The following is a 26,291-nucleotide window of genomic DNA, read 5'->3' as shown; positions in this document are numbered from 1 at the left end:
GCAGTGGCGCAGCGCGGGAACGCGCCGCGCCACTGGTGGCAAGGCCGGCTACGGGACCGGGATGGTCCCGGCGTAGTCGGTGTTGTAGCCGGTGACCGGCTGATGCGGGATCTCCTCCCAGCGGTCGGCGTCCTCCTGCTGGACTTCGCCGGTGGCCAGGCCAAGGAGCAGTTCCTTCATGGCGAGCAGATTCTGCTGGACGCTCTTGCCCCTGGCCTTCTGGCCGAGGCTGCCGTCCGACGTGTTGCCGGAAGTCTCGAAGAAGACCACGGGGTTGGAGTGGCCCTCCGGGTTCATGCCCTGATAGTCCAGGCCCAGCATCATCGCCGAGACCACACCGCCCTTGATGTCGATCTCCAGGCCATTGCCCACCTGGTAGCGGTCCATGTTGATGGATCCGTACTTGGAGAGTTCGTCGTAGACGTGGACGTGCATCTGGCGGGTCAGTTCGTCGTAGGCGCCGTCTTTGATCCCCGGCAGGGTCGGACCGCCCGGGGCCAGCGAGATGCCCAAGGACAGCGTGACGTCGTCGCCGGTGCCCCATTCCTTCTTCAGGCCCTGGTGGTGGATGTCGATACCGTAGGCCGGCTTCACATCGGTCCAGTACTCGTAGAAGGCCAGCGACTCGTTGGCCACGAATCCGTTGGGCGTCCAGTCCCGGTTCAGGTCGATCCGCTGTTCCCGCCCGTTGGCGCCGAACTCCGGCAGATCGGCTGCCTGGTCCCAGAGAACGGTGTGGCGGATGTTTGCCTCTGATCCGTCCGGGTTGTACATCGGGATGAAGTGGAAGGTGAACTTCTCGCGCAGCAGCTGATAGTCCGCCGAACCGTTGGTGCCCAGGTCCTTCAGCAGCGACAGGATCGACTCGGTGCCGTAGGGCTCGTTGCCGTGGATGCGGCCCTGGATCCACACATGCTCGGCGCCGGTGCCGACGGTGGCCACCCAGAGGTCGCGGCCCTGCTCGGACTTGTTGACCTGCGTGCCGGCCTCTTCGAGCGTGAAGGCGTCCACGCCGAAGCGGCTGTTCTTTTCCAGCTTCCGCAGTTCCTTCACGAGGTCGTCATAGGTCAGGATGCTGGCGGTATTGGTGTTGCCCTCGGTAGAGGGGAAGTTGGCATCGGCAAGGACCGGAGTGGCGGCGCTGAAGGGAATGACGACGGCGAGGGCCGCCGCCGCTGCCAGGCTGCGGTAACGCCGGGGCTTGGCCGAACCGTGGTTGGTGGTGCTTTTGGGCTGGTGCGTCACTGCATGTCCTCCAAAGGTTGAGCGATTCATGCGCCAGCGCAGCCGGGTAATGCGGCTGCGCTGGCGGGATCGACAGCCCGAGAGAACTGCCGGTAAGGAGACGCTAGCCGTGGTTCCCGGAAATACACCAGAGTTCAGACCTGAATTTTCGTCGTATCCCCCGGAATTGGTCAAAGCGAGTGACGGCCATCGCGATTCTCTGGCGCATACAGTTTGACGCGGCAAGCAGGCCGGTGCTTAGGAGGCAGCGCGGCTCGTTGCCGGCTGAGGCCGGTGGAGCAGGAGCTTTTTCAGCAGTTCGGTCAGGATACTGGCTTCTGTTTCGGTTAGCCCTGCAACCCATTCCTGTTCGCGCTGGTTGTTATTCATGCACAGCTCGGCAACAACAGATTCGCCTTCGGCGGTCAGGCTCACGATGGCCTTGCGGCCGTCGCTCGGATCCGGCTCACGTGTCACGAGACCGTACTTCTCCAAAGTGTTGAGCAGGCTCGACATTGAGGCAGTTGAGACGCCTGCGAGGCGTGCCAGAAGATTGGGGTGTACCTGTCCAACTGCTTTCAGGCTAAACAGGAGCTGATAGCCCGCGAAGCTGATGCCGCCGGGGCGGTGTACGGAAACCTCAAGGTCCTTAAGGATTCTGTTGGTGACGCGGATCAGATTAAAGCACATTGACATCGCCGTGAAGTCCACGTCCGGGTAGAGTTCGGTGGCGGCCTTGTGCGCAAGTTCTTCGTATTCGGCGGGTCCAACCCGCTGCGTCCGCTTCTGCATTTTCATACTCTATTTCTGATTCGTGACGACGCCGAAGACCCGCATTTCGGCTAGATGCGTTCCGCTTTCATTGGTGATGGTGACGTCCACGATGTTGTTTCGACCAAACCGCGTGCGTTCGACACCGGTGGCAACCAAGGTGCTGTCTCCGGATCCGGGAGCAATGTAGGTAATTTCGGCTTGGCGTGACACGGACGGATGCCCGGAGGATTCGCACACAAACGCGAAACATGTGTCTCCTAGGGTGAAGACGTACCCGCCGTGGAGGATCCCATGGCCGTTCAGCATGCTGTCCTGGACAGGCATGGACATGACGACGCGTCCTTCCGAAGCCTGGACAAATTGAATTCCCAGGTTTTTCGATGACTCATCGGCCTCGTAGCGCTGACGCAGCCGATCCTCCACGGTGTCTGTCTGCAACTCTGATACTGACGATGGCATGGAAAGTCTCCTCAAGTCCATTGGACGGTTTAGTACCCGGGGTCTACTAGAAGTCTAGTTTTTTTTCGACCGGAACACACTACTTGGCCACCCTTTGTTCCTCTGATGTTTCGGTCGGGCCGCAAAACTGCGCCCGCCTCCGCTTCGGGGGAGGTTGTGTCCAGCTGACGCTTGTGGCGTCCATCACGCGGTGCTATCGTAACTAGGGATCTAGCTAGATCTCTAGAGAACGGCAACGGGTAGCGGACTTGGCAACGCGAAAGGTGAGCGTCGATGCTCCAAATCTCAGATCTGTCGGTGACTTACGGAGGCACCCTCACAGCTCTGCGCAACGTGACCTTGGAGGTGCCGCAGGGTGGCGTCGTGGCACTGCTCGGCAGCAACGGCGCCGGCAAAACAACTTTGCTGCGATCGGTGTCGAACAACCTTAAACGGCATAAGGGCAAGGTGGTCTCCGGAAGCGTCAGCTTCGGCGGAGTCGACCTTCGGAGTAAAGATGCAGCCGGGATCGTATCGAACGGGGTGGTGCAGGTCCCCGAGGGGCGTCGAATCTTTGGCAGGCTCACGGTGGAAGAGAACCTTCGGGTCGGCGGCCTGCGGCAGACCAAGGCAGGCGCAGCAGCAGCCAGGGAGTACGTCTACGATCTTTTCCCCAGGCTGCGAGAGCGTAGCAACCAGCGCGGTTTGCTGTTATCCGGCGGGGAACAGCAGATGCTGGCAATCGGGCGCGCCCTAATGGCGTCACCGAAGCTATTGATGCTGGACGAGCCTTCGCTCGGTCTTGCTCCGCTCGTGGTGGCGCAGGTCGGAGACGTCATTCGTACGATCAACGAGCAGGGGACTTCGATCCTCATCATCGAACAGAACGCCAACATGGCGCTGTCCGTGGCGGACTACGCCTACGTGCTTGAAACAGGGCGGGTTTCGCTGCATGGCAGGGCCCAAGAGCTTTCGGCAACGGACGAGATCAAACACTTATACCTCGGCCACGGAGGCGGAGGGCAGGAAGAAACTGGAGTGCCGGCACCCAGTCTGGCCGGCAAGACCCTGCGACCGTGGAGCGAGAAGGCATGAACGAGCACGTTTCCGCACTAGAGGTCACCGACGTCGTTGTCCGGTTCGGTGCTGTGACCGCACTCGACGGAGTAAGTTTTTCCGTGGAGCCGGGGACCATCCATTCCATCATCGGTCCGAACGGTGCCGGGAAATCGACCATGCTGAACGTCCTGTCCGGCGTGTATCGGCCGAAGTCCGGGTCTGTCCGCCTTGGAAATCAAGAGCTCGTCGGCCTGCGGGCGGACAAGATCACTAAACTCGGCATGGCGCGTGCCTTTCAAAACCTGGCTCTGAGCGGGCACCAGACGGTCGAGGAAAACATGTTGCTCGGCCGCCATGCCCTGACCCGCACAGGGTTCCTGGCTGCTGGCCTCGGGCTTCCCTCGGCGCGGGTCGAGGAGGGTCGGCACTTGGACCGCGTTCGGGAAATAGCAGAATTTTTGGACCTGACATACCAGCTGCACGGCCCGGTTGGCGAGCTGTCCTACGGTGGGCAGAAACGTGTCGAGATAGCACGGGCGCTGGCCATGGAACCGAAAGTACTGCTGCTAGACGAGCCGGTGGCCGGCATGAACGCGGGAGAAAAGCGCTATATCTCCGCGCTGATAGCCCAAATCGCACGGTCCCTGGCTATCACGGTCATTCTCGTTGAGCACGACATGGAAATGGTCATGTCCATCTCGGACCGTGTCACGGTGCTGGATTTCGGCAGACGGATAGCGGATGGAACGCCGTCCTCGGTCCAGAACGACCCTGCCGTCATCGGCGCCTACCTTGGTACCCCTTCGGAGAAAGCATCATGAATCTGGAACTTCTGATCACAGGGCTTTCACTCGGCGCCGTTTATGCACTGGTGGCCCTTGGCTTCGTGATTGTCTTCAAGGCATCCGAGGTCTTGAACTTTTCGCACGGCTCGTTGGTAGTTGCGGGGGCGTACGTCACCGCCCGCACGCATGAAGCGCTCGGCTTCTTCGGCGCCGTGGTGGCCGGGATCATTGCGGCCGCGGCTGTCGCGCTGCTGATAGAGCGCGTTTTGGTGCGGCCGATCCGCAACGCTCCTGTCATTTCGCTGGCAATCATGACCATTGGGGTAGAAGTCCTGATGAATACCGAACTGGTTCGCCAGATGGGTGTTGACATCCTGCCCCTCGGGCATCCCTGGGGTGCCTCGACCTGGGTCCTGGGCGACATGACCATTCCGGTCAATCGGCTCGTGGCCATTCTCACCGCAGTCATTGTAATCGGCCTTTTCCTGCTCGCCTTCAGGTTTTCCTCTTGGGGAGTGTCGATGCGGGCGGCGGCCGAGGACCGTGAGACAGCCGAGCTGGTGGGGCTGAAACTCGGCCGGATTTCCATGGTTTCATGGGTCATTGCCGGTGCGCTGGCCGCCGTGGCTGGGATCTTTCTGACCGGCGCGCCCACCCCCGGCCTGGCGCCGAGCTTGGCCGTGATTGCCATGCGTGCGTTTCCCGCCGCGATAATCGGTGGTCTGGACTCCGTGGCCGGCGCCCTGGCCGGCGGCATGATTATCGGGCTGGTCGAGGCGTTCGCCGTCGGGTACCAGTCGGAATTGTCGTTCCTTGGACGCGGAATCGGCGAGGTCATGCCGTTCATCGTCATGATCATCGTCCTGATCATCCGGCCACAGGGCCTCTTCGGACGAAAGGAGTTTGTCCGTGCCTAACACGACCATCAATCTCGAAGAATCCAGACGGGTCTCACGGCCACGCGTACGCGTCAGGCGGTTTGAGAAAGTCACGAAACCAGTTGCTCTGCTCGCAGTGGCCGTCATCCTGATGGTGGCCCCTCTCTACGTCAGCGCCTTCTGGCTACAGTTGGGCTTTACTGTCTGCGCACTGGCAGTGGGGGCCATCGGCCTGAACCTCCTGACCGGGACAACGGGACAACTATCCCTGGCGCATCCCTTCTTCATGGGCATCGGCGCTTTGTCCTACGTGGTCTTGTCGGGAGAATCGCAGGAGACCAGTCTGGGTCCGATTATCGGCTTGGGACTCCCGCCGCTCCTCGGCATGGTGGGCGGTGTGCTGCTCGCGGGGCTGGCCGGCCTGCTGTTCTCTCCTATGTCGGCGCGGCTCCGGGACATCTACCTCGGTGTCGCCAGCCTGGCACTGGTGTTCATTGGCCTGCATGTGCTGAATACCGTCAGCGCGTTGTCCGGCGGCTTTAATGGACGCTCCACACCCGCCTTCGAACTGTTCGGCGTACCGTTCGATTATTCAGACAATCCCCCCGTTATCCTGGGTGTTCCCTTCGGTCGGGCCGAGCTCCTGTGGTACTTCGGGATCGTTCTCCTGGTCATGGCCGCCTGGTTTGCGCGGAACCTGTTGAAGTCCCGGCCCGGCCGGGCGATGAAACTCGTAGCGGACAGCGAACTGGCCGCCTCCGTCATGGGCGTCCCCGTAATGCAGTACAAAGGCAAGGTCTTCTTTCTCTCCTCCATCTATGCCGGGCTGGCAGGCGTCATGTACGCGCTGGCAATTGGAAGCATTGCCCCGCAATCGTTCGGTATGGACTTGTCCCTCCAGTTCCTGGCCATGATCGTGATCGGCGGGCTCGGCTCGGTCGGGGGTGCTATTGCCGGGGCGGCATTTGTCACTTCGTTGCCACTCGTCATCCAAGACGTTTCCGAATATATCCCTTTCGTTTCCAACGCCCCCGGCGGGGTTTCGGCGTCCCATTTGGCGAGCTACATCTACGGGGCGGCCGTCATCCTGGTCCTGATCCTCAAACCGTCCGGACTGGCCGGCATGTGGGATTCGGGTCTCGAAACAGTTACCCGGTGGCGCTCCGGGGGCAAGCGGTCAAAGGTCCGCCGAGAACCAGCACCATCACCAGATCAGACCATCCAGCCCTAATTCAACAACTGAAGAACCACGAATCCAATGGAGGATCAACAATGAGCGCAGTCCGTTCGAAGCGCATGCTGGCAGCCGCAGTCACGGCCTCGGTTGCACTGGCACTGGGGGCGTGCAGCACCAAGGCCAGCGGTGATGAAAGTGCCGGCGATGCCGGTGGCGTCAAGACCGGCGCAGGCATATCCGGCGACACCATCACGCTGGGTGTCCTCGGCGACCTGACGGGGCCCTTCGCGGCACTCACGACCGACCACACCCGTGGCGTCGAGACCTACTGGGACGAAGTCAACGCCGAAGGTGGCGTTTGCGAGCAGTTTCAGGTAGAGCTGGACGTGAAGGACCATGGCTACAACGTCCAGAACGCGGTGTCCATGTACAGCCAGATGACGCCGAAAATCCTGGCCTACCAGGACTTTGTCGGCGGATCACACACCGCAGCGATCTTGGAACAGGCCGAGCGCGACCACCGCCTGATCGTCCCCAGTTCCTCAACTGAGCATCTGGGGGAGAGCGATGTGGTGATGGTCCCCGCACTGTTCTACAACCTGGACATGGAACTCGTCACGGCCTACCTGATCGAAGAAGGCCTGATCAAGGACGGCGACACCGTTGGTGTCATCTACCTTGAGGGCGACTTCGGCGAGAGTGGGCACAAGGGAGCGATGGCTGCGGCCGAAACCCATAAACTGGACCTGAAGGAATACATGGTCAAGGCTTCGGACTCGGACATGACTGCCCCGGTCAACGACGCCGTGCGTGCCGGAGCGTCAGCCATTCTTGTTGCTTCCATTCCAGCCCATACTAGTTCCGTTGCCGCCGTGCTGCAGTCGGGCGGACATGACATTACGATGGGCGGATCATGGCCGTCCTATACGCCGTCGATGCTGGACAACACGGGCGGCGAGTACCTGGAGAAGCACTTCTACGCAGGCTCTCCTGCCACAACCTATGACACCAAAGAGGGCCAGGAGCTGCTTGCCAAGTTGCAGGAAAAGTTCCCGGGGGAGAACCTCACCAACCAGGCATCGATGGGCTACGGTTCGGCCTGGATGGTCCACCAGGTCCTCGAGGAAGCGTGCGCTGCCGGAGACCTGACTCCCGAGGGCGTGATAGCGGCCAAGAAGTCGATGGGACCGTTGGCCTCAAACGGCATCATGCCGGACATGGACTTCAGTGTTCCGGGACAGTCCCCGACAAAGTCCCTATTCATGTTCCGCATGGACGCCGATGTTAAAGGCGGACTGCGCAATGTGACCGACGGGCTGTACACGAGCGAAGAACTGGCTGACTAGGACAGGAGCCAGCAGCACCGAAGAGAGGAGCCGGCCGGCCCTGGCAGGCTCCTCTCCTTAGTCCTTGAAACGAGCGGGCGCCGAAACAGATCGGGTGGCCCTAGGAGAGGATTCGTGGACAACGAGGGGGTGGCCGGTACCGGCCACCCCCTTCAAACGTTCCTCTGTCAGGTGCTTTTAGGTTCCGGTCCACTGAGGCGTCCGCTTCTCAGCGAACGCCGTGGCACCTTCCTTCGCATCATTGCTGGTCAGGATTTCGTGAAATTCCACGGAGTTGGCTTTCCAGCCTGCTTCTTCCGTTCCGGCCCGGCCCGCTTCCAGTTGGACAGCCACCGTCTTGGTGGCCTGCAGCGACAACGGGGCGTTCTCACTGATCGCCGTGGCGAGGCGGAGTGCCTCGGCGTAGGCTTCCCCGGGGGCGCTGAGCCTGCTGACCAGCCCCAAGGAATAAGCGCGCTCTGCTCCCATCGGTTCTCCGGTCAGCAGCATGTCCATTGCTACTTTTAGGGGAAGCTGGCGCGGCAACCGCACGGCACCGCCGGCGCCGGCAATGAGGCCCACCTTAACCTCGGGGAGCGCGAACTTCGCCGCCGACGATGCCACCACGATGTCTGCCGCAAGGGCTACCTCGAAGCCGCCGCCGTACGCGATTCCCTCTACTGCTGCGATGACCGGTTTGGCGATGGTGCGTTCGGTGCAGCCGGCCAGGCCCCAGTCGGCGTACCGGCCCTGTGCATCAAACAGTTCCTCGCCGCGGGCGACGGCTTTCAGGTCTGCACCCGAGCAGAATGCCTTGTTGCCGGCCCCGCGGACGACGACCACCCGGACGTCGTCGTCGCTTTCAGCACGTTCCAGTGCTTCTGCAACTAGGTTGGACATCTCCATGTTGACGGCATTGAATGCCTCCGGGCGGTTCAGGGTAATTGTCATGATCCGGTCCGAGGTCTCCACCAGTGCCGCGCTCACTTGGCGCCTTCGTATTCGTAGAAGCCCTGGCCGGACTTTCGGCCCAGATACCCGGCGGCGACCATCCGCCGCAGCAGTTGGGGAGAACGGTAGGCGGGATCGCCGGTGCCCTCAAAGATGGCCCGCCCAGCCCGGTACGCCACGTCCACACCCGTGAGATCGGCAGTGGCAAGGGGGCCCATCTTATGGCCGAAACCAAGTTCGCAGGCCTTGTCAATGTCCTCCGCAGTGGCGATACCCTGCTCAACCAAGCGGACTGCTTCGTGCATGAGGACCGTCATCAGGCGAGACGTCACGAATCCGGCATCATCCCGGTTAACCACAATGCTCTGCTTGCCCAAATCTGCAGCCAGTGCGAGGGCCGCTTCCAAGGTGCTGTCGCTGGTCCTGTAGCCACGGATCACTTCGCACAATGGCATCACAGGAACCGGCGAAAAGAAATGCATGCCGATGATCTGTTCGGGGCGGCTGGAGGAACCGGCGATCTCGGAAATCGACATGGCGCTGGTGTTGCTGGCCAGGACAGTCGAATCATCGGCTTCGGCGGACAAAGCGGAGAAAACCTTTTGCTTGATGTCCAGGTTCTCGATGACCGCTTCGATAACAGCCCCCGCCCGGGCGACTTCGGACAAGTCCGCTGTCGCGACAATGCGCCCCATCGCGGAATCCAACCCGTCCTGGTTGAGGCGTCCTTTATCGACCAGCCGTTGCAGCCCTTTGGCGGCCTGGTCCTTGCCTCGGCCAACGGCGGCGGCGTCGGTGTCGTACAAACGGACCTTTATGCCTGCTGCGGCTGCCACTTGGGCGATGCCGGCTCCCATAAGCCCGGCTCCGACGATGCCGATCTCGGAAAAGCGCAACGATGTATTCGTCCCGCCGCCAGTTGCGGTCCGTGTTTCGGTTGACAAGGGGTTCTCCTCAGCTTTGGCCCGCAGACAAAGCAGGGCCGGGTCGATGCCATGTGATTGTCAATATCTTGACCAATTTATAGTTGCTCAGTATTCTGCTAGAAGTCAAGCGATTTCTTCCGACGGTTGACTTCGGACTTTGGAAAGGAACGTCATGGAACACATGGCCGACAACGATGCCGTGATCGTCGCAAGCGCGCGGACGCCCATCGGGCGGGCACGCAAGGGCTCCCTCAAGGACATGCGTCCGGACGACCTGGCCGCCCAGGCATTCACGACTGCCCTGGGCAAAGTGCCGGCCCTGGACATAGCCGATGTGGAAGATCTATATCTCGGCTGTGCCGAGCCCCATGGTGAACACGGTCAGAACATGGCGCGCCGCGTCGCCGTCCTGCTGGGCCACGACGGGCTCCCCGGCTCCACCGTCAACCGGTTCTGTGCTTCTTCGCTGCAAGCAGCCCGAATGGCGTTTCACGCGATCAAAGCCGGCGAGGGCAATGCCTATCTGGTGGGCGGCGTGGAGTGCGTATCGCGGTATGGCGATATCGCCATGAACGAGCACCCTGCCTTTGGTCCCGCCGCCCGGTTTGCCCAAGAGACAGCGGAGTCGGGGCGGCCGTGGCAGAACCCGCGGAGTTCCGGGCGGCTGCCCGACATCTATCTCCAAATGGGCTACACGGCGGAATTCGTCGCAACGCATACGGGCACCAGCCGGCAGGATCAGGACGACTACGCAGCCCTCTCACAGAGACGCACGCAGGAGGCAATCGCCTCAGGTTTCTTCGAGCGGGAAATCGTGCCCGTCGTGCTGCCTGATGGTACGGTGGTCGGCGCAGACGACTCCCCGCGAGCGGGGACGACTGTTGAGGCCTTATCCCAGCTCACTCCGGCCTTCGTGCCGGAAGGCAGCGTCACCGCCGGGAATGCCTGTCCGTTGAACGACGGCGCGTCGGCGGCTGTGATGATGTCGGCAGTCAAGGCCAAAGAGTTGGGACTGAACCCGCTGGCACGGATCATCTCCAGCGGCGTCACGGCGCTCTCGCCCGAGATCATGGGTCTGGGGCCGGTCGCGGCAAGCGAAATGGCCCTGCACCGGGCAGGCCTGTCCATCGACGACATTGACATCGTGGAGCTTAACGAAGCATTTGCCGCTCAGGTCGTGCCTTCGGCCCGCAAACTCGGCATCGACTTCGACAGACTCAATCCCCACGGCGGCGCCATCGCACTCGGCCACCCCTTTGGGGCGACCGGCGTCCGCATGCTCACCACCCTGGTTAATGGGCTTCAGGCGAAGGACGGCCAGTTCGGTCTGGCTACACTCTGTGTCGGCGGCGGGCAGGGTATGGCCATGGTAATTGAACGTCTCTAGCGACCATCTTTCAGCTCGACAGAAAGGCCTAAAATGACAGGCACCTCGACAATGAGCCAGGCACCTGGCTTCACCGTCTTGACCGGCGACTTTTACGGCTATGAGCAGGACCTCGAACCGTGCGAGCTCGCCGCCCTCGCACGCATCCGCGATTACATGGACACCGTAGTCAGGCCCGAGATAAATGACTACTGGGAACGTACGGAGTTTCCCCAACATATGGTCAGCGGCTTGGGTGAACTCGGCGTGCTGGCCTTCCCCTACGAGGAAACCGCACCGTTCAAGAACTCAGCCGTATTCCGAGGTTTTGTCACCATGGAATTGGCGAGGGTGGATGCCGGGTTCTCCACCTTGACAGGAGTATCCAGCGGCTTGGTGATGGGTTCCATTGCGCTGCTCGGCTCTGAACAACAGAAGGCCGAATGGCTGCCCAGGCTCGGCACGGGTGAAGCGGTCGGTTCCTTCGGCCTGACCGAGCCATTCTCCGGTTCTGATGCAGCCAAGGGACTGCGCACGACCGCCCGCAGGGAAGGCGACCAATGGATACTCAACGGACAAAAGCGTTGGATCGGGAACGCCACCTGGGGTGACGTCATCATTATTTGGGCACGGGATGAAGCGGACGGACAGGTCAAGGGCTTCGTCGTCCCTACAGACACTCCCGGCTACCAAGCCACCAAGATCGACGGCAAATACAGCCAGCGAACCGTCCAAAACGCGGATATCGAGTTAACGGATCTTGTCCTGCCTGCCAGCGCAAAGCTTCCCCTCGCCAATTCCTTCCGGGATACAGCAAGCATTCTGATGCGCACGCGCATCGACGTCGCCTGGGGTGCGGTGGGGACGGCTGTCGGAGCTTACGAGACGGCGTTGGCCTATGCCAAGCAGCGCGAGCAGTTTGGCCGGCCGATTGCCAGCTACCAACTCGTGCAGGATCTGTTGGTGAAGTCGCTGAGCAATATCACCGCTTGCATTGGAATGTGCGTCCGTGCCTCCGAAATGCTGGACCGCGGCACGCAGCAAGACCACCACTCGGCCATGGCCAAGGCCTTTGTCACCAGCAAAACCAGGGAAGTGGTGGCCTGGTGCCGCGAGCTTTTCGGCGGCAACGGCATCGATTTGCACTACGACATCATCCGGTACTTCAATGACGCGGAGGCGCTGTACTCCTTCGAAGGTACCCGGGAAATGAATACATTGATCGTAGGCAGGCACATCACGGGGATATCGGCCTTTGTCTAGCGGGCGGCCGGATGTGCAGTTGAACCGCGAAGACCCCAGTGAAAGGAAGGTCCGGGTGGGCCGCAGATTCGAAGGTAAGACAGCGCTGGTTACGGGTGCGAGCCGGGGGATTGGCCTGGCCGTTGCCAGGCAGCTTGTCGACGGCGGCGCGAGGGTGCTGATAACAGCGCGCGGGGAGGACAAGCTGCAAGACGCGGTACGAGTCCTTGGTGCATCGGCAGTGGGGGTCGCGGGCAAGGCCGACAACCCGGACCACCGTGCGGAGGTCTTTGATGTCATCGGTGCCCAGTTCGGCGGCTTGGACTTCCTGGTCAATAATGTGGGCATCAATCCCGTTTACGGGCCAATGATGGATCTCGATGACGGTGCGGCACGCAAGATTCTGGACGTCAACGTGGTCGGAGCGTTGAAGATGGCCCAGGACGCAGTGTCCGCCGGTCTTCGCGCGCGGAGGGGCGCCATCGTTAACATCGCCTCTATCGCCGGGGTAACCTCAAGCCCCGGTATCGGCATGTATGGCGTGTCCAAGGCGGCCGTGCTCGGCTTGACGCGCCAGCTCGCGGCAGAACTGGCGCCGGACGTGCGCGTCAACGCAGTGGCGCCCGCTGCCGTCAAGACCAATTTTGCTCGGGCTCTATACGAAGGCCGTGAAACAGAACTCGCGGCAAAATACCCGCTGAACCGGCTTGGCGAACCGGAGGACATTGCAGGACCGGTGACTTTCCTGCTGTCCGAAGACGCGGCCTGGGTCACCGGACAGACTCTCGTCATTGATGGCGGTGCAACCTTGGTCACCGCAGAATAGATGCGTCAACCGGTTGCTGTTAACGAAGAAATGCCCGGCTTTCTGAGGGATGCCGGGCATTTCTCATCAACGCCCTAAACGCCTGCTGGCCGAAGCTGCGCCCTGCCCAGCGAAGACAGATGCACCTCGTCGGGGCCGTCGGCCAGGCGGAGGGCACGAACCTGGGCGTACAGCTCCGCCAGCGGAGTGTCTTGGGAGACTCCGGCACCCCCGAACAGCTGGATGCCCCGATCCACAATCGTTTGAACCTCGCGCGGGACGGCAATCTTGATGGCCTGAATTTCGGTGTGTGCCTCCTTGTTCCCGTAGCGGTCCATCAACCACGCTGTTTTCAGAACAAGTAGGCGCAAGCTTTCGATGGTGATCCGCGACTCGGCTACCCACTGCCGGACTACGCCCTGCTTGGCCAGCGGCTGACCGAACGCAACGCGCTCACGGGCACGTTCGGTCATGAGCTCCAGCGTCCGTTCCGCCATCCCCAGCACACGCATGCAATGGTGGATCCTGCCAGGACCCAGGCGTGCCTGGGCGATGGCGAAGCCTTCACCTTCGCCCTTGATGATGTTTCCCACAGGGACCCGGACATCCGTAAACGATATTTCTGCGTGGCCGCCATGGTCCCGGTCGTCATAACCAAAAACAGTCAAGGCACGCTCTATTTTCACCCCCGGCGTCTCCCTGGGTACCAGGATCATGCTCTGTTGGCGGTGGCGCTGGCCATGGGCATCGGTCTTGCCCATCAGGATGAAAATCCTGGCTTCGGCACTCATCGCCCCGCTGCTCCACCATTTGCGGCCATTTATGACGTATTCGCCTCCGTCCCGCACGATAGAGGTGGTGATGTTGGTGGCATCCGAAGAGGCAGCATCGGGTTCCGTCATGCAGAATGCGGAACGGATGTGTCCTTCCAGCAACGGCAGCAGCCAGCGTTCCTTCTGTTCATCGGTGCCGAAATCGCGCAACAGTTCCATGTTTCCCGAGTCTGGGGCGTTGCAGTTCATGGCGGCGGGGGCCAGTTTCGGACTGCGCCCGGACAGCTCGGCAAGTGGGGCGTACTGCAGGTTGGTCAGGCCCGCACCGCCGTCTCCGGACAAGAAAAGGTTCCACAGTCCCCGCTGGCGGGCGGATTCCTGCAGTTGCCGCAGAACCGGCTGGCGCTCCCAGCGGTGTGGATCCTCGGCCAATTGCTGTTCCAACACTGGCTCGGCGGGATAGATCTCTGTCTTCAGGAAGTCCTGCACACGTTCCATATAGTCCCGCGTGACGTCGTCAAACTCAAAGTGCATTGTTAGTTCCTCACCATAGATTCGCCCGCCGCCCGTTCCCCGTCCAGGAACCGGTGTCCGGCCCGGGCCAGCGGCAGGCTCATGTCGCCAATCCGTTCGAAGCCCTCGCCGACAGTCCCGCCACCCAAATGACGGTAATGAATGCTCTCCGTGATCACTCCGGTCTTGAACGCCGCGAACGCCAGATGCCACGTCAGGTCCGGGGTCTGTATGCCGCGCGCAGCCGAGTAAGCAGCCAATAACGCGTCAAAGTCCGGATAACCGAGGCCGTAGTCAACCGGTGACTCGAAGACCGCGGCGGTTACGGGGTCCAAATAGGGCATCTGCCAGTACAAGCCGAAGAGCGCCACATCAGCCAGCGGGTCTCCAAGAGTCGACATCTCCCAATCGAGAATGGCCGCCACCTCGAGCTTATCCCCGGAGGCGTCAACCAGGGCGTTGTTGAGTTTGTAGTCGCCATGGACGATGGACACCCCGGAGGATTCGGGGACCGAGGCAAGACGCTTTGAGAGCTGTTGCAGCTCCGGAAGGTCACGGCTGCTCGAGGCCGCAAGTTGTTTTGTCCAGCGGCGCACCTGACGCTCGAGGTAGCCTTCCGGGCGGCCAAAGTCTTCCAGCCCGACCCCAGCGGGTCCAGTGGCGTGCAATCTAGCTAGAGTTCTCGCCATTTCGATGCTCAGGTCATGCAACTGTTGAGGGGAAAATCCGTGGTTGTCTTCTACCCTCTCGAAAGGGCGTCCGGAGACCCTGTCCATGACATAAAAGCGGGACCCGACCCCGGCTTCACCATCCTGGTCTTCGTGGATGAAGTGCATTCGCGCGACAGGAAACCCCGTCCCTTGCAGTGCTTGTTGGACAGTGTATTCCCGCGACATGTCATGCGCCGTCTCCATGACGTGGCCCAAGGGCGGACGCCTAAGAACGAGCTGATTGTCCCCGCAGTCAATACTGTAGGTCAGGTTGCTGCGGCCCCCGGTGAGAATTCGGGCCGAGCGCGGTTTTCCCAGTGTCGGATGATGCCTTTGCAGCCAGGTGGAGAAGCGGTTCAACTCCAACCCTGGCAGCTGTTCGGAAGAACTCTCTGCCATTTTTCCTCGCCTTCATGCCGGTCGTGCGCTGTGGCTGGGCGGCCTCCGACGTGCGCCTCAGAAGATGGAAGCGCTGACCGCACCTAGCTTTTTTCGCTAAATGTCTAGTAATCTTATCTCGATGTTAGCGCAATCACACGATCCCGTTCCGGGGTGGTGGGGAAGGAAAGCTTGTGAACCCGATGTCCGCGGCCCCGATGCTCGACGACGAGCGCCGGGCCATCCTCTCGGCTCCGAATGACCCTATGTATTCCACGATGCCGGAGGCGCTCGACGAAGCATCCGACGAATATCCGGCCAAGACAGCACTCCACTACTTCGGCCGCGATTTCACATTCGCCGACGTGCGGAAGACTTCGGACGCCCTCGCCGCGGCCCTGTCCCGCCAAGGGGTAAGCAAGGGGGATCGGATCATCGTCCAGTTGCAGAACATCCCGCAGTTCGTCTTCGCCGCATTTGCCGCCTGGCGGTTAGGGGCAATCATCGTTCCTGTTAGCCCGATGTACCGCGCTCCGGAAGTGAACAAGATTGCCAGAGACGCGGAACCGATGGTGCTGGTGACCGCGAATGAAACGTGGGCTGCGCAAGGCAGTGAGAGCATTGCCGGAACCACCGTCAAGACCGTGATCACAACAGGGATGGCGGACTGCGCCGCGGATGTTCCAACCTTGTTGAAGCGTCCGGCGGACGATGTCAGGGACAGGGAGGTCCTGGACCTAATGGAACTGGTCAGAGCACACAGTGGTGTCCCAGCACCGGCCGTTGTCATCGATCCGGACGATACTGCCATCTTCACCTACACCTCGGGGACCACCGGCCCGCCGAAGGGTGCACTGACCAGTCATGCGAATCTCCTCTGGGCCGGCGCCGCCTACCCCGAATACAATGGCATCGCGGGCCCCGACCAGGTACTAATCTGCACAGCGCCGCTCGTTCACATCACAGGGCTGGCCCTGCATCTGAGTGCATGGGTAAACCACGGCTCGAAGCTCGTCCTGGCCTACCGCTTCGAGCCGAACGTTTTCCTGGACCTGATCGAAGAACACGAAGTGACGTGGACAACGGGTGCCGCCACTGCCTACATCGCGCTGTTGCAGGCGGCTAGGAAAAGGCCGCGGGACGTGACGAGCCTTCGGGTTTTGGGCTCAGGCGGGGCACCGATCCCCACGGAAATGGCCAAAGCCATCCATGAAGTCTTCGGAGTGAAGCTGCAACCGGGTTACGGGCTGACCGAATCCACGGCCGCAGTTTCCAGCACTCCCCCGGGCATCGACCCCTTGGTGGACCCGGAATCGGGCATCATCTCCGTCGGTCTGCCCATGTTCGATACCCAGTTGCGCATCGAAGGGCCTGACGGGAAGGAAGTCCCCGCAGGAGAACGCGGCGAGGTGTGCCTGAGAGGCAAGGGGATCATCAGCGGCTACTGGCGCAATGAAGAAGCCAGCCGGGAGACCTTTCGTCATGGCTGGTTGCACACAGGCGACATAGGCTTCGTCAACGCAGAGGGTTGGCTGTTCATCGTCGACCGGACCAAGAACATGATCATAGCCTCCGGTTACAAGGTGTGGCCGCGCGAGGTGGAGGATGTTCTCTACCGGCATCCGTCAGTGCGTGAAGCGGCTGTTGTCGGCGTCCCCGACGACTATCGCGGCGAAACGGTCAGCGCGTTCGTCTCACTTTTGGAGGACGGTGTGCAACGTCCTACGGCCGATGAACTTATTGCCTACTGCAAGGAGAGCCTTGCAGCCTACAAGGTTCCCCGCCAGATCACCTTCATGGATGAACTGCCGAAGAATTTCAATGGCAAAATCCAGCACCGCGACTTGAAGCAGTTGGCCACCGAAGAAGGGGCATGACAGTGTCGGTGAAACTGGAAATATCCGACGGCGTCGCCGTGCTTACCCTGAACGACCCGGACACTATGAATGCCCTGGACGACGACATGACATCTGGCGTTGTCGCAGCACTGGAGCAGGTAGCCGCTGACCCGGATGTTGGCGCCCTCGTGCTTACCGGCGCAGGACGTGCCTTCAGTGTTGGCGGCAAGCTGCAGATGTTGACAGGCCTGGCCATGGAAACGGGCAGCCTGGACGGCCGATCAGCCCTGACAGCGCGTATGCGCAGCAATGCCCGGCTGGTCGAGCTGCTGCGGGCTATGCCGCAGCTAAGTATTGCTGCGGTTAAGGGTGCTTGTGTCGGTGCAGCCATCGGCTGGATCAGCGCCTGCGATTTGCGGGTGGCGGCAAGCAACACAAAGTTCAACACAGCTTTTCTGTCGCTCGGCCTATCTTCAGACTTTGGCACCACCAAGATGCTGGCGGAATGCGTTGGTCGTGCAAAAGCCACTGACTGGCTCTTGCGTCCACGGGCCGTCAGCGCAGAGGAGGCTTTCGCCGCCGGACTTGTAGGTGAAGTGGTGGAGGCGGGCATCCTGGTCGAAACAGCCATGGAATGGGCTCGCGCTGCTGCCAAATTTCCCAGTGGGCTTAAGGCGTTAAAAGATAGTTTACGCGACGGCCCGGACCTGCCGCTTGCCGAGGCCTTGGACCGGGAGGCGAAACGGTTTGTGGAGAGCTTGGCCGCCCCAGAGGCTGCAGCGCAGATTCGCGCGTCGATCACGAGGAGGTAGGCAGGATGGACGCGAAACGAGCCCGCGCGGACACATCCGGTCCTGGGCCCTTGCCGGCCTTGCTGCGCGGACCAGTGCAAGGGGACGACCTGGAGAAAACGTTCCTGGGCGACTATTTGGAGTGGCTGCGCAAAAATCGCGACATGCGTTTCGGCAGCTATGACGAGCTGCAACGATGGACAGTGCGTGACCTGAACAGCTTTTGGGGTTCGGTGTGGGACTACTTCCAGATTCGCGACCACGGCAGCTACGCGGAGGCCCTGAGTGAGGCGACCATGCCGGGCGCCCGCTGGTTTGAAGGCTCGCTCGTCAACTATGCAGAAAACGCGCTGCTGGGGGTGGGTCGGACCGCACCGCAGGGAGTGGCCCGGACCGCACCGCAGGGAGTGGCCCGGACCGCACCGCAGGGAGTGGCCCGGTCCGAAGACACGGACACGGCCATTATCGGCGTTTCCCAGACCCGGGGACGGCTGGAACTGACGTTCGCGGAACTGCAGGAGGGTGTGGCCCGCGTACGGCGAGGCCTAAAGCAAATGGGCGTGGGCAAAGGGGACCGCGTGGCCGGATATCTGCCCAACATCCCCGAAGCCGCCGTGGCCTTTCTCGCCACGGCCAGCCTGGGTGCAGTCTGGGCGGCGTGTCCGCCGGAGTTCGGTGCGCAGGGTGTCATTGACAGGTTTGCGCAGATTCGGCCCAAGGTCCTCTTTGCTGTTACCGGCTACGTCTACGGCAAAAAGCATATCGATCGGGCAGGGGAGCTTACGCAGATCCGCTCGGCGCTGCCCGGTTTGGAGGCTACTGTCGCCGTCCCCTACGGCGACTTCGGAGTGGAAACAGCTCCGGAGGCAGTGTCTTGGGCGGACTTGTCCCGCGCAGCAGATGAAGCGCCACCGCTGGACTTTGAGCGCGTAGACTTCCTGCACCCGCTGTGCATCCTGTTTTCGTCAGGCACCTCGGGCAAGCCGAAGGCTATCGTCCACAGCCACGGGGGATTCCTCGCCGAACATGTCAAGAACAGTGCGCTGAGTTGGGATTTGCGGGCCGGCGACCGGATGGTCTGGTCCACCACGACGGCGTGGATGGTCTGGAACTCCCTGGTGTCGGCACTGATGCTGCGGGCATCGATCATTATGATTGACGGTGATCCGGCGTACCCCGACATGGAACACCAGTGGAGGTTGGCCGAAGAGCTTCGCCCTACGCTGATGGGAATCAGCCCCGGCTTCATAATGTCGTGCACGGATGCCGGGCTGCAGCCCGGCAAACAGTATCGGCTGGACTCGATCCGGACCCTCGGTTCATCGGGCAGCCCATTGCCTGATACCGGCTATCACTGGGTGCGCGAAAACTTCGGCCCGCAGGTAGTTTTCAATATTGGCAGCGGGGGCACGGATGTCTGTACAGCCTTCGTCCAAAGCGGGCCATGGCAGCCGGATTGGGCCGGTGAGATGTCGGGCAAATGCCTTGGCGTCAATGTGGTTGCCTTGAATGAAGACGGTCACGAGGTGATCGATGAGTTTGGGGAGCTGGTTGTGCTCTCGCCCATGCCGTCAATGCCGGTGGGTTTTTGGGGCGACAACGGCAACCAACGATATTTGGAAAGCTACTTCACAAAGTACCCCGGTCTCTGGTGGCACGGGGACCGCATCCGTTTCCGCTCCGACACGGGAAGTAGCATAATCAGCGGACGGTCTGACGCGACGCTTAACCGCGGTGGCGTCCGCATGGGGACAGCCGAGTTCTACAACGTCCTGGAAAACCGCGAGGACGTGGTGGACAGCCTCATCGTCCATGTGGAAGACCCGGTTGGCGGGAACGGGCAACTGGTTCTGTTCGTGGCCACGTTCGACGGCACGTTGGAAGCTGAGCGTCGGAATCAAATAATCCGGGAACTCAGAATCAAGCTGTCACCACGGCACGTTCCTGATCACATCGTATTGGTGGAGGATGTGGCCAGGAACAGGACCGGAAAGAAACTGGAGATTCCGGTCAAGAAAATCCTGACTGGTGTTCCGGCGGCGGAAGCACTAAGCCTTGATGCACTCGCTGTTCCGAGCGCCCTGACTGAAGTGGAGGCGTTTGCCCGACAGTTCGGCCGCATGCACGGCATGAGCTAAGCAGCTTAGCCGTGACGGTAAGCCTGCTGGGGGCCTTTCTCCAGCAGCTTCTCCAGGAGGCGGTTCAACTCCGAGCGTTCGTCGTCGTCTAACACTGAGAACCATATTTCCGAGAACTGGAGTTGTCCTTTCACCGCGCTGTCGGCGGCCTGCTCGCCTTCTGGAGTAAATCGGACGTTGACCAACCTGCCGTCATCCTGGTTTCCCGAGGACCGGCTGATAAAGCCGGCCTTTTCGAGTCCGGTCAATACCAGCGAGACTCCTTGGCGGGTCAGACCAGTAAACCGCGCGATGGTGCGCGCTTCCAGGGATCTGAACACCGAGATGACATAGAGAGCGCTGAAACTGCTCCAGTTGAGTTTCAACGGACGCTGCACTTCGCTTTCCGCAGCCTTGACGAAGGCTCCCGAAGCGCGCACGAGTCGTAGCCCTAGCCCGAGTGAGAGCTGATCTGCAGAAGGTGCCACCGACTGCGCATAAGCATCGGCCAAGCGGCCGTATTCCACGGCCGTGAGCTTCGAAACGTCCAACTGCTGGGGCTCGCTGTCTGCTGTGGCCATGGACGAATTATGCCACGGATACTGTCAATTTATGGACAAGTTGCTGGAGGGCTGGACACTCACGCTCGAGGCAGCAGACCGTGCCGTCATGACTGTCGGGTGCTGACCCTGAAGCACCGCACTTGTCAGCCCGTCCTCCCGGCAACTACCGGGTCGCCAAACCGAGCAGTATTCTCAACGTGTGACTCCTGAGGAGCTGGCCAATGTGGCGCATCTGCGCCGGGCGCGGGACCTGATCGACCGGGACTTTGCCCGGCCGCTCGATGTGCCGACAATGGCGGCGAAGGCGCTCATGTCGCCGGCGCATTTTTCGCGTCGCTTCAAGGCCGCCTACGGGGAGACGCCGTACAACTACCTGATGACCCGCCGGATTGAGCGGGCGATGGCGCTGCTGCGCGCCGGTACGAGCGTCACGGACGCCTGCATGCAGGTGGGCTGTACCTCGCTGGGATCGTTCAGCACGCGGTTCACCCAACTGGTGGGCGAAACCCCCAGCGCCTATCGCAGCCGGGAGCATCCGGCGGCCGAGGCCATGCCGCCGTGCATCGCGAAGCTGCTCACCCGGCCCGTCGACCCGAGATCGAGCAGGATCGAAGAAGCGGCAACTCCGGCCCCGGCGTAGTTTTGCCGCATGACTATTTCACTCCAGTACTGCAACATCACCGTGAACGATCCCGCGGAATCCATCCCGTTCTACCGGGATGGCCTCGGGCTTGAGGCCCGCAACGACGTTGCCAACGACGGCTTCCACTGGATCACCATGGGCAGCCCCGACCAGCCCGAATTGGAGCTGGTGCTGTCCGCACCCCATGCCGGGCGCTCGCAGGCCGACGGCGACCAGCTCCAGGAGTTGCTGGTCAAAGGAGTCCTTCCCATGCTCGTGTTCCGCACGGATGACCTGGACGCTGCGTTCGAACGGCTGGGCTCGATCGGCGCAGAGGTCCTGCAGGAGCCCATGGACCAGCCGTGGGGGCCGCGAGACTGCGCCGTCCGGGACCCATCGGGCAACATGATCCGCATCAACCAGGACAAATAACCCAACACCCGGAACGACGACAGCGGCTCACCTCCCACGGCGCGCGGCCGCCGTCGTCCTGCACACCGGTAGGCGGCCGCGGGCTATTGGTCCGCGACGGGCGCCGCGTGTGGCAGCAGCGACGACGGGGCCGCTCCCACCATCACTTCCACGGCGCGTGCGAGGTGGGTGTGCCGGTCGCTGACGCCGTTCCAGCGCACCAGCCCCTGGGCATTCAGCCCGTCGATCATGCCCAGAACCTGCCAGGCCACGGTTTCCGCGTCCGGCGTCGTGAACTCACCGGCGGCAACGCCCGCCTCAAGCAGATCCCGGATCACCGCCTGCCATGCATCCATCTGGGCGCGCACGCTCACCGCCAGCGCCTCGTTGCGGCGGCCCAAGGACCACGCTTCCACCCACACCGCTGTCACATCCAGCCGGCGGTCGTCCAGGAGCGTGTCGAGCAGCAGGCCAAGGCCCTGCCGCGGCGTGGGCCGCCCTGCAACCATGGCCGACACCTCATCGATTTCCGCGGCCACGATGGAGGTGAAGGCTCCGGCCACCAGGACATCGACGGTGGGGTGGTAGTGCGCCACCAGGCCCGGGGCTACCCCGGCCCTGCCCGCCACGTTGCGCAGGGTGATCGCGGAAAGACCCTGCTCTATCCCGATGGCCCGGGCCGCTTCGGCGATTTCCGCGGCACGCTCGGCGGGCGCCTTGCGCGGAGTGCGTTTGGGTGTGCTTGATATCACAGAACAGTCTAGAGTAGCTTCGCTGCATTATTGATCATGCGATCAACAAGGCGGGTCGGACGGCCTTGCTGTTCCTCACGAGACGGAGACCCCTGTGGCTTGGAAAATGCCGGCGGAAACCGATCCCCACGAGCGCACCTGGATGGCGTTCCCCCGGGCCGGCCTGACGCTGGGCGCGGATGCGGCGTCGGCCGAGGAAGCGTACGGTGCCTGGGCCGCGGTGGCGCATGCCGTCGCGGAGTTCGAACCCGTTGTCATGGTGGTCGACCCGACGGAACGGAAGCGCGCCGGCCGCATGCTGGACAGCGGCATCGAACGGCTCGAGGAACCGCTGGATGAGTTCTGGATGCGGGACATCGGCCCGACCTTCGTGGTCGACGACGAGCGGCCGGACGTGCTCGGAGCGGTGGACTGGACCTTCAACGGCTGGGGCGCGCCGGCCTGGGCCGAGTGGGAGAAGAGCCGCGGCATCGGAAGTTTTGTCGCCGCGCAGGCCCAGGCCGAACTCGTCACCTCCTTGCTGGTGAACGAAGGCGGCGCCATCCACGTTGACGGCGAGGGGACGGTGCTGGTGACCGAAACCGTGCAGCTCGATCCTGATCGGAATCCGTATGCGGACAAGGGACGGGTTGAGGCGGAACTGGCCCGCACCCTCGGCGCCACGCATACCGTGTGGGTACCCCGGGGACTGACCCGCGACTACGAGGACCTGGGCACGCGCGGGCACATAGACATGGTGGCCACCCTGCCCTCGCCCGGACGGATCCTGCTGCATATGCAAAACAACCCGGCACACCCCGACTTCGACGTCAGCCGGTCCCTGCGGCCCTTCTTCGAGACCCAGATCGACGCGGCAGGAAAGCCGTTCGACATCGTTGAGTTGCCCGCCCCGGACACCCTGAAGGACGAGGAAGGATTCGTCGACTGGAGCTACGTCAACCACCTGGCGGTCAACGGCGGCGTGATTGCCTGCGGCTACGGGGAGGAACGCGCCGATGCGCTGGCAGCCAAAATCCTCGCCGAGGCCTATCCCGGCCGCCGCGTGGTCACGGTGGACGCGCGGCCGATACTGGCCCGCGGCGGCGGAATACACTGCATCACGCAGCAGCAACCCAAGCTCGGCGCGAAGGCGGCAGGATGAGCCGGATTGACGTGGTGGAGGCCTCGATTGCGCAGCTGCGCGAGGCGCTGCAAACGGGGCAGGCGACCAGCGAGGAACTCACGCACGCCTACCTGGAACGCATCGCCGCCTACGACCACGGCGGCATCCGGTTGAACGCCGTCGTCGTCATGAATCCCGAGGCGCTCGCGGACGCCCGCGCTGCCGACCGGCGGCGTTCCCGCGGAGAAACCCTGGGACCGCTGGACGGTATTCCCTACACGGCGAAGGACAGCTACCTGGCCCAAGGCCTCACCGCCGCCGCAGGCTCGCCCGCCTTCGAGCACCTGGTGGCCCGGCGCGACGCGTTCGCCATTGAAAGGCTGCGCGCGGCAGGGGCAGTGCTCCTGGGACTCACCAACATGCCGCCGATGGCCAACGGGGGCATGCAGCGGGGTCTCTACGGACGCGCCGAAAGCCCCTACAACCCCGACTTCCTGACGGCCGCCTTCGGCTCCGGTTCATCCAACGGATCGGGAACCGCGACGGCGGCAAGTTTCGCCGCCTTCGGCCTCGCCGAGGAGACCTGGTCCAGCGGCAGGGCGCCCGCGTCGAACAACGCGTTGTGTGCCTACACCCCGTCGCGCGGCATCATCTCCGTGCGGGGCAACTGGCCGCTGGTTCCCACCATGGACGTGGTGGTGCCGCACACCCGGACCATGGCCGACCTGCTGGAAGTGCTGGACGTGATCGTGGCGGACGACGCCGAAACGCGCGGCGACTTCTGGCGCCTGCAGCCCTGGGTGCCCATCCCCGCCGCCTCGTCGGTCCGGCCCGACTCCTATCCGGCCCTGGCGCCCCGCGGACTGCAGCAGGCACGGGACGCGCTGCAGGGAAAACGCTTCGGCGTGCCCCGTATGTACATCAACGCCGACCCCGATGCCGGCACCAGCGAACACCCCGGCATCGGCGGTCCCACCGGGCAGCGGATCGAGACCCGGGCATCCGTCATCGAGCTGTGGGAAGCAGCCCGCCGGGACCTTGAGGCCGCGGGGGCCGAGGTGGTTCCCGTGGATTTCCCGGTCGTCTCCAACTACGAGGGCGACCGGCCCGGTGCCGCGAAAATCGGCACCCGCGGCCTGGTCAGTCCTGAGTACCTGCGGCGGGAGATCCTGGATCTCTCCGCGTGGGCGTGGGAGGACTTCCTCGCGGCCAACGGGGACCCGGCGCTTCGGACCCTGGCCGACGTGGATGGGTCGGAAATTTTTCCGCATCCGCCCGGAGCCCTGCCGGACCCCTACGACGATTTCGACGACATCGCGTCCTATCCGGCGCACGTGCGGGAACACGGCGTTGCCTCGTTCACCGACATCCCCCATCTCGCGGAGGGACTGCGCGGACTCGAGGAAACCCGCCGGGTGGACCTGGAAGCCTGGCTGGACCACCAGGCGCTGGACGCCGTCGTCTTCCCTGCGATGGCGGACATCGGCCCCGCGGACATGGACGTTAACCCGGCTTCGGCAGACTTCGGCTGGCGCAACGGCGTCTGGGTGGCCAACGGGAATCTCGTCCCGCGCCACCTGGGCATTCCCACCGTCACCGTGCCCATGGGCACGACGGCGGACATCGGCATGCCCGTGGGACTCACCTTCGCCGGGCGAGCCTACGACGACAACGCGTTGCTGGCTGTGGCGGCCGCCTTCGAGGCGACCGGCGACCGCCGCACCGAGCCGCCCCGGACCCCGCGGCTGGGCTGACGGCAGGACCGGCTCACAAGGCGCTCAAGGAGTGGTGACCGGCCGCATGTCCGGACGGCTACTGCCCGGGCAGCCCCTGGACAACGAGGAACATGGCGCCGGTCGGGTCGGTCAGGGTGGCGACACGGCCGAAGGGCGTGTCTTCGGCGGGTTGGACCACGCTGCCGCCCAGGGCCGTGGCCTTTTCGACGGCCGCGTCGGTGTCCTCGACGGCGAAGTAGATGCGCCAGTGCGCTGGGACGCCCTCGGGCAGCCAGGCGCCGGCGTCCATGATGCCGGCCGCCGCGGTGTCGCCGGAGCCGAGGGTGGTGTAACGGAACTCGTCGGTATCGCTCATGACGTCGGTGTCCCAGCCGAACACGTCCTGGTAGAACTTCACGGTGGCGGGGTAGTCGCGGGTGAAGAGTTCGTGCCAGGCGGGGGAGCCCGGCTCGGCGGCCAGCTGGTAGCCGGTATGGCCGGCGAATTCCCACAGGCCGACGGCGGCCCCTCCCGGGTCGGCGATCATGCCCATCTTGCCCTGCTCCGGGACATCCATCGGCTCCATGTGCACCTGGCCGCCGTGGGCCGCGGCGATGGGGGTGATGGCGTCGATGTCGTCCACCCGCAGGTAGGTGCTCCACGTATCCGGGTTGCCGGCCTCCTGGCTCTGCATGATGCCCGCAACGGTTTTGCCGTCCTTGAAGGCCATGATGTAGCCGCCGTACGTCTCCTGGTCTCCGGTCTCATAGGTCCAGCCGAAAAGCTCGGTATAGAACTGCTTGGCTCTCTCCGGATCGGAGGTCATCAAATCCACCCAGCAGGGTGCACCGGGGGCGATGGTGGGCTTGGGCATGGCTGGCTCCTGTTCCGCGGGGGTGGGTGGAAACAAGCGCGAGCCTACCCGGGGCCGGCGACGGCGGCAATGGAAACCGGCACCGGAAGCCGGCGACGCAAACCCCAAGGCGCCGCGCACGGGAAGGCGCCGGCACCGCCGTCGTGATGTGTGGATGGCGGAACCGGCGCCGTCGGCATGAT

25 protein-coding genes are annotated in these 26,291 nt (G+C 62.8%); 15 read left to right on the top strand and 10 right to left on the bottom strand.

Features of this window, described 5'->3' with window-relative positions:
- Positions 1–48: 48 nt before the first annotated feature.
- The 3 genes from AC5RUK_RS09840 to AC5RUK_RS09830 all read right to left on the bottom strand — a co-directional run bounded on the left by AC5RUK_RS09840 (position 49) and on the right by AC5RUK_RS09830 (position 2,457).
- The gene (locus tag AC5RUK_RS09840; protein WP_494152048.1) at positions 49–1,245 is read right to left on the bottom strand and encodes a M14 family zinc carboxypeptidase; all 1,197 of its coding nucleotides are present in this window, start codon (positions 1,243–1,245) and stop codon (positions 49–51) included.
- A gap of 237 nt (positions 1,246–1,482) precedes the next feature.
- Positions 1,483–2,022: a MarR family winged helix-turn-helix transcriptional regulator gene (locus tag AC5RUK_RS09835; RefSeq protein WP_494152047.1), complete on the bottom strand. Its 540-nt coding sequence runs from the start codon at positions 2,020–2,022 to the stop codon at positions 1,483–1,485.
- Positions 2,023–2,025: 3 nt separating this feature from the next.
- On the bottom strand, positions 2,026–2,457 hold the full coding sequence (locus tag AC5RUK_RS09830) for a hotdog fold thioesterase (RefSeq protein ID WP_494152046.1): 432 nt from the start codon (positions 2,455–2,457) through the stop codon (positions 2,026–2,028).
- Positions 2,458–2,730: 273 nt separating this feature from the next.
- Between AC5RUK_RS09830 and AC5RUK_RS09825 the strand changes: the two genes are divergently transcribed.
- The 5 genes from AC5RUK_RS09825 (at position 2,731) to AC5RUK_RS09805 (ending at position 7,681) form a co-directional block, all read left to right on the top strand.
- On the top strand, positions 2,731–3,531 hold the full coding sequence (locus AC5RUK_RS09825; protein ID WP_494152045.1) for an ABC transporter ATP-binding protein: 801 nt from the start codon (positions 2,731–2,733) through the stop codon (positions 3,529–3,531).
- A gap of 53 nt (positions 3,532–3,584) precedes the next feature.
- Positions 3,585–4,316, top strand: coding sequence for an ABC transporter ATP-binding protein (locus AC5RUK_RS09820; RefSeq protein WP_494152044.1), 732 nt, complete (start codon positions 3,585–3,587; stop codon positions 4,314–4,316).
- On the top strand, positions 4,313–5,197 hold the full coding sequence (locus AC5RUK_RS09815; RefSeq protein ID WP_494152043.1) for a branched-chain amino acid ABC transporter permease: 885 nt from the start codon (positions 4,313–4,315) through the stop codon (positions 5,195–5,197). The genes AC5RUK_RS09820 and AC5RUK_RS09815 overlap by 4 nt, the downstream gene beginning before the upstream one ends.
- A gap of 97 nt (positions 5,198–5,294) precedes the next feature.
- Positions 5,295–6,389: a branched-chain amino acid ABC transporter permease gene (locus AC5RUK_RS09810; protein ID WP_494152042.1), complete on the top strand. Its 1,095-nt coding sequence runs from the start codon at positions 5,295–5,297 to the stop codon at positions 6,387–6,389.
- Between the two features lie 41 nt (positions 6,390–6,430).
- Positions 6,431–7,681: an ABC transporter substrate-binding protein gene (locus tag AC5RUK_RS09805; RefSeq protein ID WP_494152041.1), complete on the top strand. Its 1,251-nt coding sequence runs from the start codon at positions 6,431–6,433 to the stop codon at positions 7,679–7,681.
- 177 nt (positions 7,682–7,858) lie between these two features.
- Here AC5RUK_RS09805 and AC5RUK_RS09800 read toward each other — a convergent pair whose 3' ends face one another.
- Positions 7,859–8,647 carry a crotonase/enoyl-CoA hydratase family protein gene (locus AC5RUK_RS09800; RefSeq protein WP_494152040.1) on the bottom strand — a complete coding sequence of 263 codons (789 nt, stop codon included), beginning with the start codon at positions 8,645–8,647 and terminating at the stop codon, positions 7,859–7,861.
- Complete coding sequence (locus tag AC5RUK_RS09795; protein ID WP_494152039.1) at positions 8,644–9,555, bottom strand: 3-hydroxyacyl-CoA dehydrogenase family protein; 912 nt, start codon at positions 9,553–9,555, stop codon at positions 8,644–8,646. The genes AC5RUK_RS09800 and AC5RUK_RS09795 overlap by 4 nt, the downstream gene beginning before the upstream one ends.
- A 154-nt stretch (positions 9,556–9,709) precedes the next feature.
- On the opposite strand from AC5RUK_RS09795, the gene AC5RUK_RS09790 reads away from it, so the two are divergent.
- From AC5RUK_RS09790 to AC5RUK_RS09780, 3 genes are read left to right on the top strand one after another with little or no spacing between them, the layout of a single operon-like run.
- Positions 9,710–10,924 (top strand): acetyl-CoA C-acetyltransferase, encoded by a 1,215-nt coding sequence (locus AC5RUK_RS09790; protein WP_494152038.1) that lies wholly within the window; start codon positions 9,710–9,712, stop codon positions 10,922–10,924.
- A 51-nt stretch (positions 10,925–10,975) separates the two neighbouring features.
- Complete coding sequence (locus tag AC5RUK_RS09785; RefSeq protein ID WP_494152037.1) at positions 10,976–12,166, top strand: acyl-CoA dehydrogenase family protein; 1,191 nt, start codon at positions 10,976–10,978, stop codon at positions 12,164–12,166.
- Between the two features lie 55 nt (positions 12,167–12,221).
- Positions 12,222–12,971, top strand: coding sequence for an SDR family oxidoreductase (locus tag AC5RUK_RS09780; RefSeq protein WP_494152036.1), 750 nt, complete (start codon positions 12,222–12,224; stop codon positions 12,969–12,971).
- A 74-nt stretch (positions 12,972–13,045) separates the two neighbouring features.
- Here AC5RUK_RS09780 and AC5RUK_RS09775 read toward each other — a convergent pair whose 3' ends face one another.
- Complete coding sequence (locus AC5RUK_RS09775; RefSeq protein ID WP_494152035.1) at positions 13,046–14,257, bottom strand: acyl-CoA dehydrogenase family protein; 1,212 nt, start codon at positions 14,255–14,257, stop codon at positions 13,046–13,048.
- A 2-nt stretch (positions 14,258–14,259) separates the two neighbouring features.
- The gene (locus AC5RUK_RS09770) at positions 14,260–15,345 is read right to left on the bottom strand and encodes a phosphotransferase family protein (RefSeq protein ID WP_494152034.1); all 1,086 of its coding nucleotides are present in this window, start codon (positions 15,343–15,345) and stop codon (positions 14,260–14,262) included.
- Between the two features lie 182 nt (positions 15,346–15,527).
- On the opposite strand from AC5RUK_RS09770, the gene AC5RUK_RS09765 reads away from it, so the two are divergent.
- The 3 genes from AC5RUK_RS09765 to AC5RUK_RS09755 are packed head-to-tail and all read left to right on the top strand — an operon-like array spanning position 15,528 to position 20,091.
- Positions 15,528–17,201, top strand: a complete 1,674-nt coding sequence (locus tag AC5RUK_RS09765; protein WP_494152272.1) for a class I adenylate-forming enzyme family protein — start codon at positions 15,528–15,530, stop codon at positions 17,199–17,201.
- The gene (locus AC5RUK_RS09760) at positions 17,198–17,974 is read left to right on the top strand and encodes an enoyl-CoA hydratase/isomerase family protein (RefSeq protein ID WP_494152033.1); all 777 of its coding nucleotides are present in this window, start codon (positions 17,198–17,200) and stop codon (positions 17,972–17,974) included. Before AC5RUK_RS09765 ends, AC5RUK_RS09760 begins: the two co-directional genes overlap by 4 nt.
- Before the next feature lie 5 nt (positions 17,975–17,979).
- The gene (locus AC5RUK_RS09755) at positions 17,980–20,091 is read left to right on the top strand and encodes an acetoacetate--CoA ligase (RefSeq protein ID WP_494152032.1); all 2,112 of its coding nucleotides are present in this window, start codon (positions 17,980–17,982) and stop codon (positions 20,089–20,091) included.
- Positions 20,092–20,096: 5 nt separating this feature from the next.
- Here AC5RUK_RS09755 and AC5RUK_RS09750 read toward each other — a convergent pair whose 3' ends face one another.
- Positions 20,097–20,651, bottom strand: coding sequence for a MarR family winged helix-turn-helix transcriptional regulator (locus AC5RUK_RS09750; protein WP_494152031.1), 555 nt, complete (start codon positions 20,649–20,651; stop codon positions 20,097–20,099).
- Between the two features lie 181 nt (positions 20,652–20,832).
- On the opposite strand from AC5RUK_RS09750, the gene AC5RUK_RS09745 reads away from it, so the two are divergent.
- Both AC5RUK_RS09745 and AC5RUK_RS09740 read left to right on the top strand, forming a co-directional pair.
- Positions 20,833–21,273 carry a helix-turn-helix transcriptional regulator gene (locus AC5RUK_RS09745; protein WP_494152030.1) on the top strand — a complete coding sequence of 147 codons (441 nt, stop codon included), beginning with the start codon at positions 20,833–20,835 and terminating at the stop codon, positions 21,271–21,273.
- Between the two features lie 9 nt (positions 21,274–21,282).
- Positions 21,283–21,687: a VOC family protein gene (locus AC5RUK_RS09740; RefSeq protein ID WP_494152029.1), complete on the top strand. Its 405-nt coding sequence runs from the start codon at positions 21,283–21,285 to the stop codon at positions 21,685–21,687.
- Positions 21,688–21,770: 83 nt separating this feature from the next.
- Here AC5RUK_RS09740 and AC5RUK_RS09735 read toward each other — a convergent pair whose 3' ends face one another.
- Entirely contained in the window at positions 21,771–22,418 is a 648-nt protein-coding gene (locus AC5RUK_RS09735; protein ID WP_494152028.1) for a TetR/AcrR family transcriptional regulator, read from the bottom strand.
- A 94-nt stretch (positions 22,419–22,512) separates the two neighbouring features.
- Between AC5RUK_RS09735 and AC5RUK_RS09730 the strand changes: the two genes are divergently transcribed.
- Both AC5RUK_RS09730 and AC5RUK_RS09725 read left to right on the top strand, forming a co-directional pair.
- On the top strand, positions 22,513–23,559 hold the full coding sequence (locus AC5RUK_RS09730) for an agmatine deiminase family protein (protein ID WP_494152027.1): 1,047 nt from the start codon (positions 22,513–22,515) through the stop codon (positions 23,557–23,559).
- Positions 23,556–25,274 (top strand): amidase, encoded by a 1,719-nt coding sequence (locus AC5RUK_RS09725; RefSeq protein ID WP_494152026.1) that lies wholly within the window; start codon positions 23,556–23,558, stop codon positions 25,272–25,274. The genes AC5RUK_RS09730 and AC5RUK_RS09725 overlap by 4 nt, the downstream gene beginning before the upstream one ends.
- Positions 25,275–25,332: 58 nt before the next feature.
- On the opposite strand, the gene AC5RUK_RS09720 is transcribed toward AC5RUK_RS09725, so the two are convergent.
- Positions 25,333–26,109, bottom strand: a complete 777-nt coding sequence (locus AC5RUK_RS09720; protein WP_494152025.1) for a VOC family protein — start codon at positions 26,107–26,109, stop codon at positions 25,333–25,335.
- Between the last annotated feature and the right edge of the window lie 182 nt (positions 26,110–26,291).

The organism is Arthrobacter sp. Y3223065 (assembly GCF_059090885.1).
Note: the sequence above shows the minus strand (reverse complement) of the source record. Positions and strands in the feature narration are given on the sequence as shown.

Coding starts and splice junctions, on each gene's coding strand:
- AC5RUK_RS09835 (WP_494152047.1), bottom strand. CDS start 2,022: ATGAAAATGCAGAAGCGGACGCAGCGGGTTGGACCCGCCGAATACGAA.
- AC5RUK_RS09830 (WP_494152046.1), bottom strand. CDS start 2,457: ATGCCATCGTCAGTATCAGAGTTGCAGACAGACACCGTGGAGGATCGG.
- AC5RUK_RS09825 (WP_494152045.1), top strand. CDS start 2,731: ATGCTCCAAATCTCAGATCTGTCGGTGACTTACGGAGGCACCCTCACA.
- AC5RUK_RS09815 (WP_494152043.1), top strand. CDS start 4,313: ATGAATCTGGAACTTCTGATCACAGGGCTTTCACTCGGCGCCGTTTAT.
- AC5RUK_RS09805 (WP_494152041.1), top strand. CDS start 6,431: ATGAGCGCAGTCCGTTCGAAGCGCATGCTGGCAGCCGCAGTCACGGCC.
- AC5RUK_RS09790 (WP_494152038.1), top strand. CDS start 9,710: ATGGAACACATGGCCGACAACGATGCCGTGATCGTCGCAAGCGCGCGG.
- AC5RUK_RS09785 (WP_494152037.1), top strand. CDS start 10,976: ATGAGCCAGGCACCTGGCTTCACCGTCTTGACCGGCGACTTTTACGGC.
- AC5RUK_RS09775 (WP_494152035.1), bottom strand. CDS start 14,257: ATGCACTTTGAGTTTGACGACGTCACGCGGGACTATATGGAACGTGTG.
- AC5RUK_RS09770 (WP_494152034.1), bottom strand. CDS start 15,345: ATGGCAGAGAGTTCTTCCGAACAGCTGCCAGGGTTGGAGTTGAACCGC.
- AC5RUK_RS09765 (WP_494152272.1), top strand. CDS start 15,528: ATGTCCGCGGCCCCGATGCTCGACGACGAGCGCCGGGCCATCCTCTCG.
- AC5RUK_RS09760 (WP_494152033.1), top strand. CDS start 17,198: ATGACAGTGTCGGTGAAACTGGAAATATCCGACGGCGTCGCCGTGCTT.
- AC5RUK_RS09755 (WP_494152032.1), top strand. CDS start 17,980: ATGGACGCGAAACGAGCCCGCGCGGACACATCCGGTCCTGGGCCCTTG.
- AC5RUK_RS09750 (WP_494152031.1), bottom strand. CDS start 20,651: ATGGCCACAGCAGACAGCGAGCCCCAGCAGTTGGACGTTTCGAAGCTC.
- AC5RUK_RS09740 (WP_494152029.1), top strand. CDS start 21,283: ATGACTATTTCACTCCAGTACTGCAACATCACCGTGAACGATCCCGCG.
- AC5RUK_RS09725 (WP_494152026.1), top strand. CDS start 23,556: ATGAGCCGGATTGACGTGGTGGAGGCCTCGATTGCGCAGCTGCGCGAG.
- AC5RUK_RS09720 (WP_494152025.1), bottom strand. CDS start 26,109: ATGCCCAAGCCCACCATCGCCCCCGGTGCACCCTGCTGGGTGGATTTG.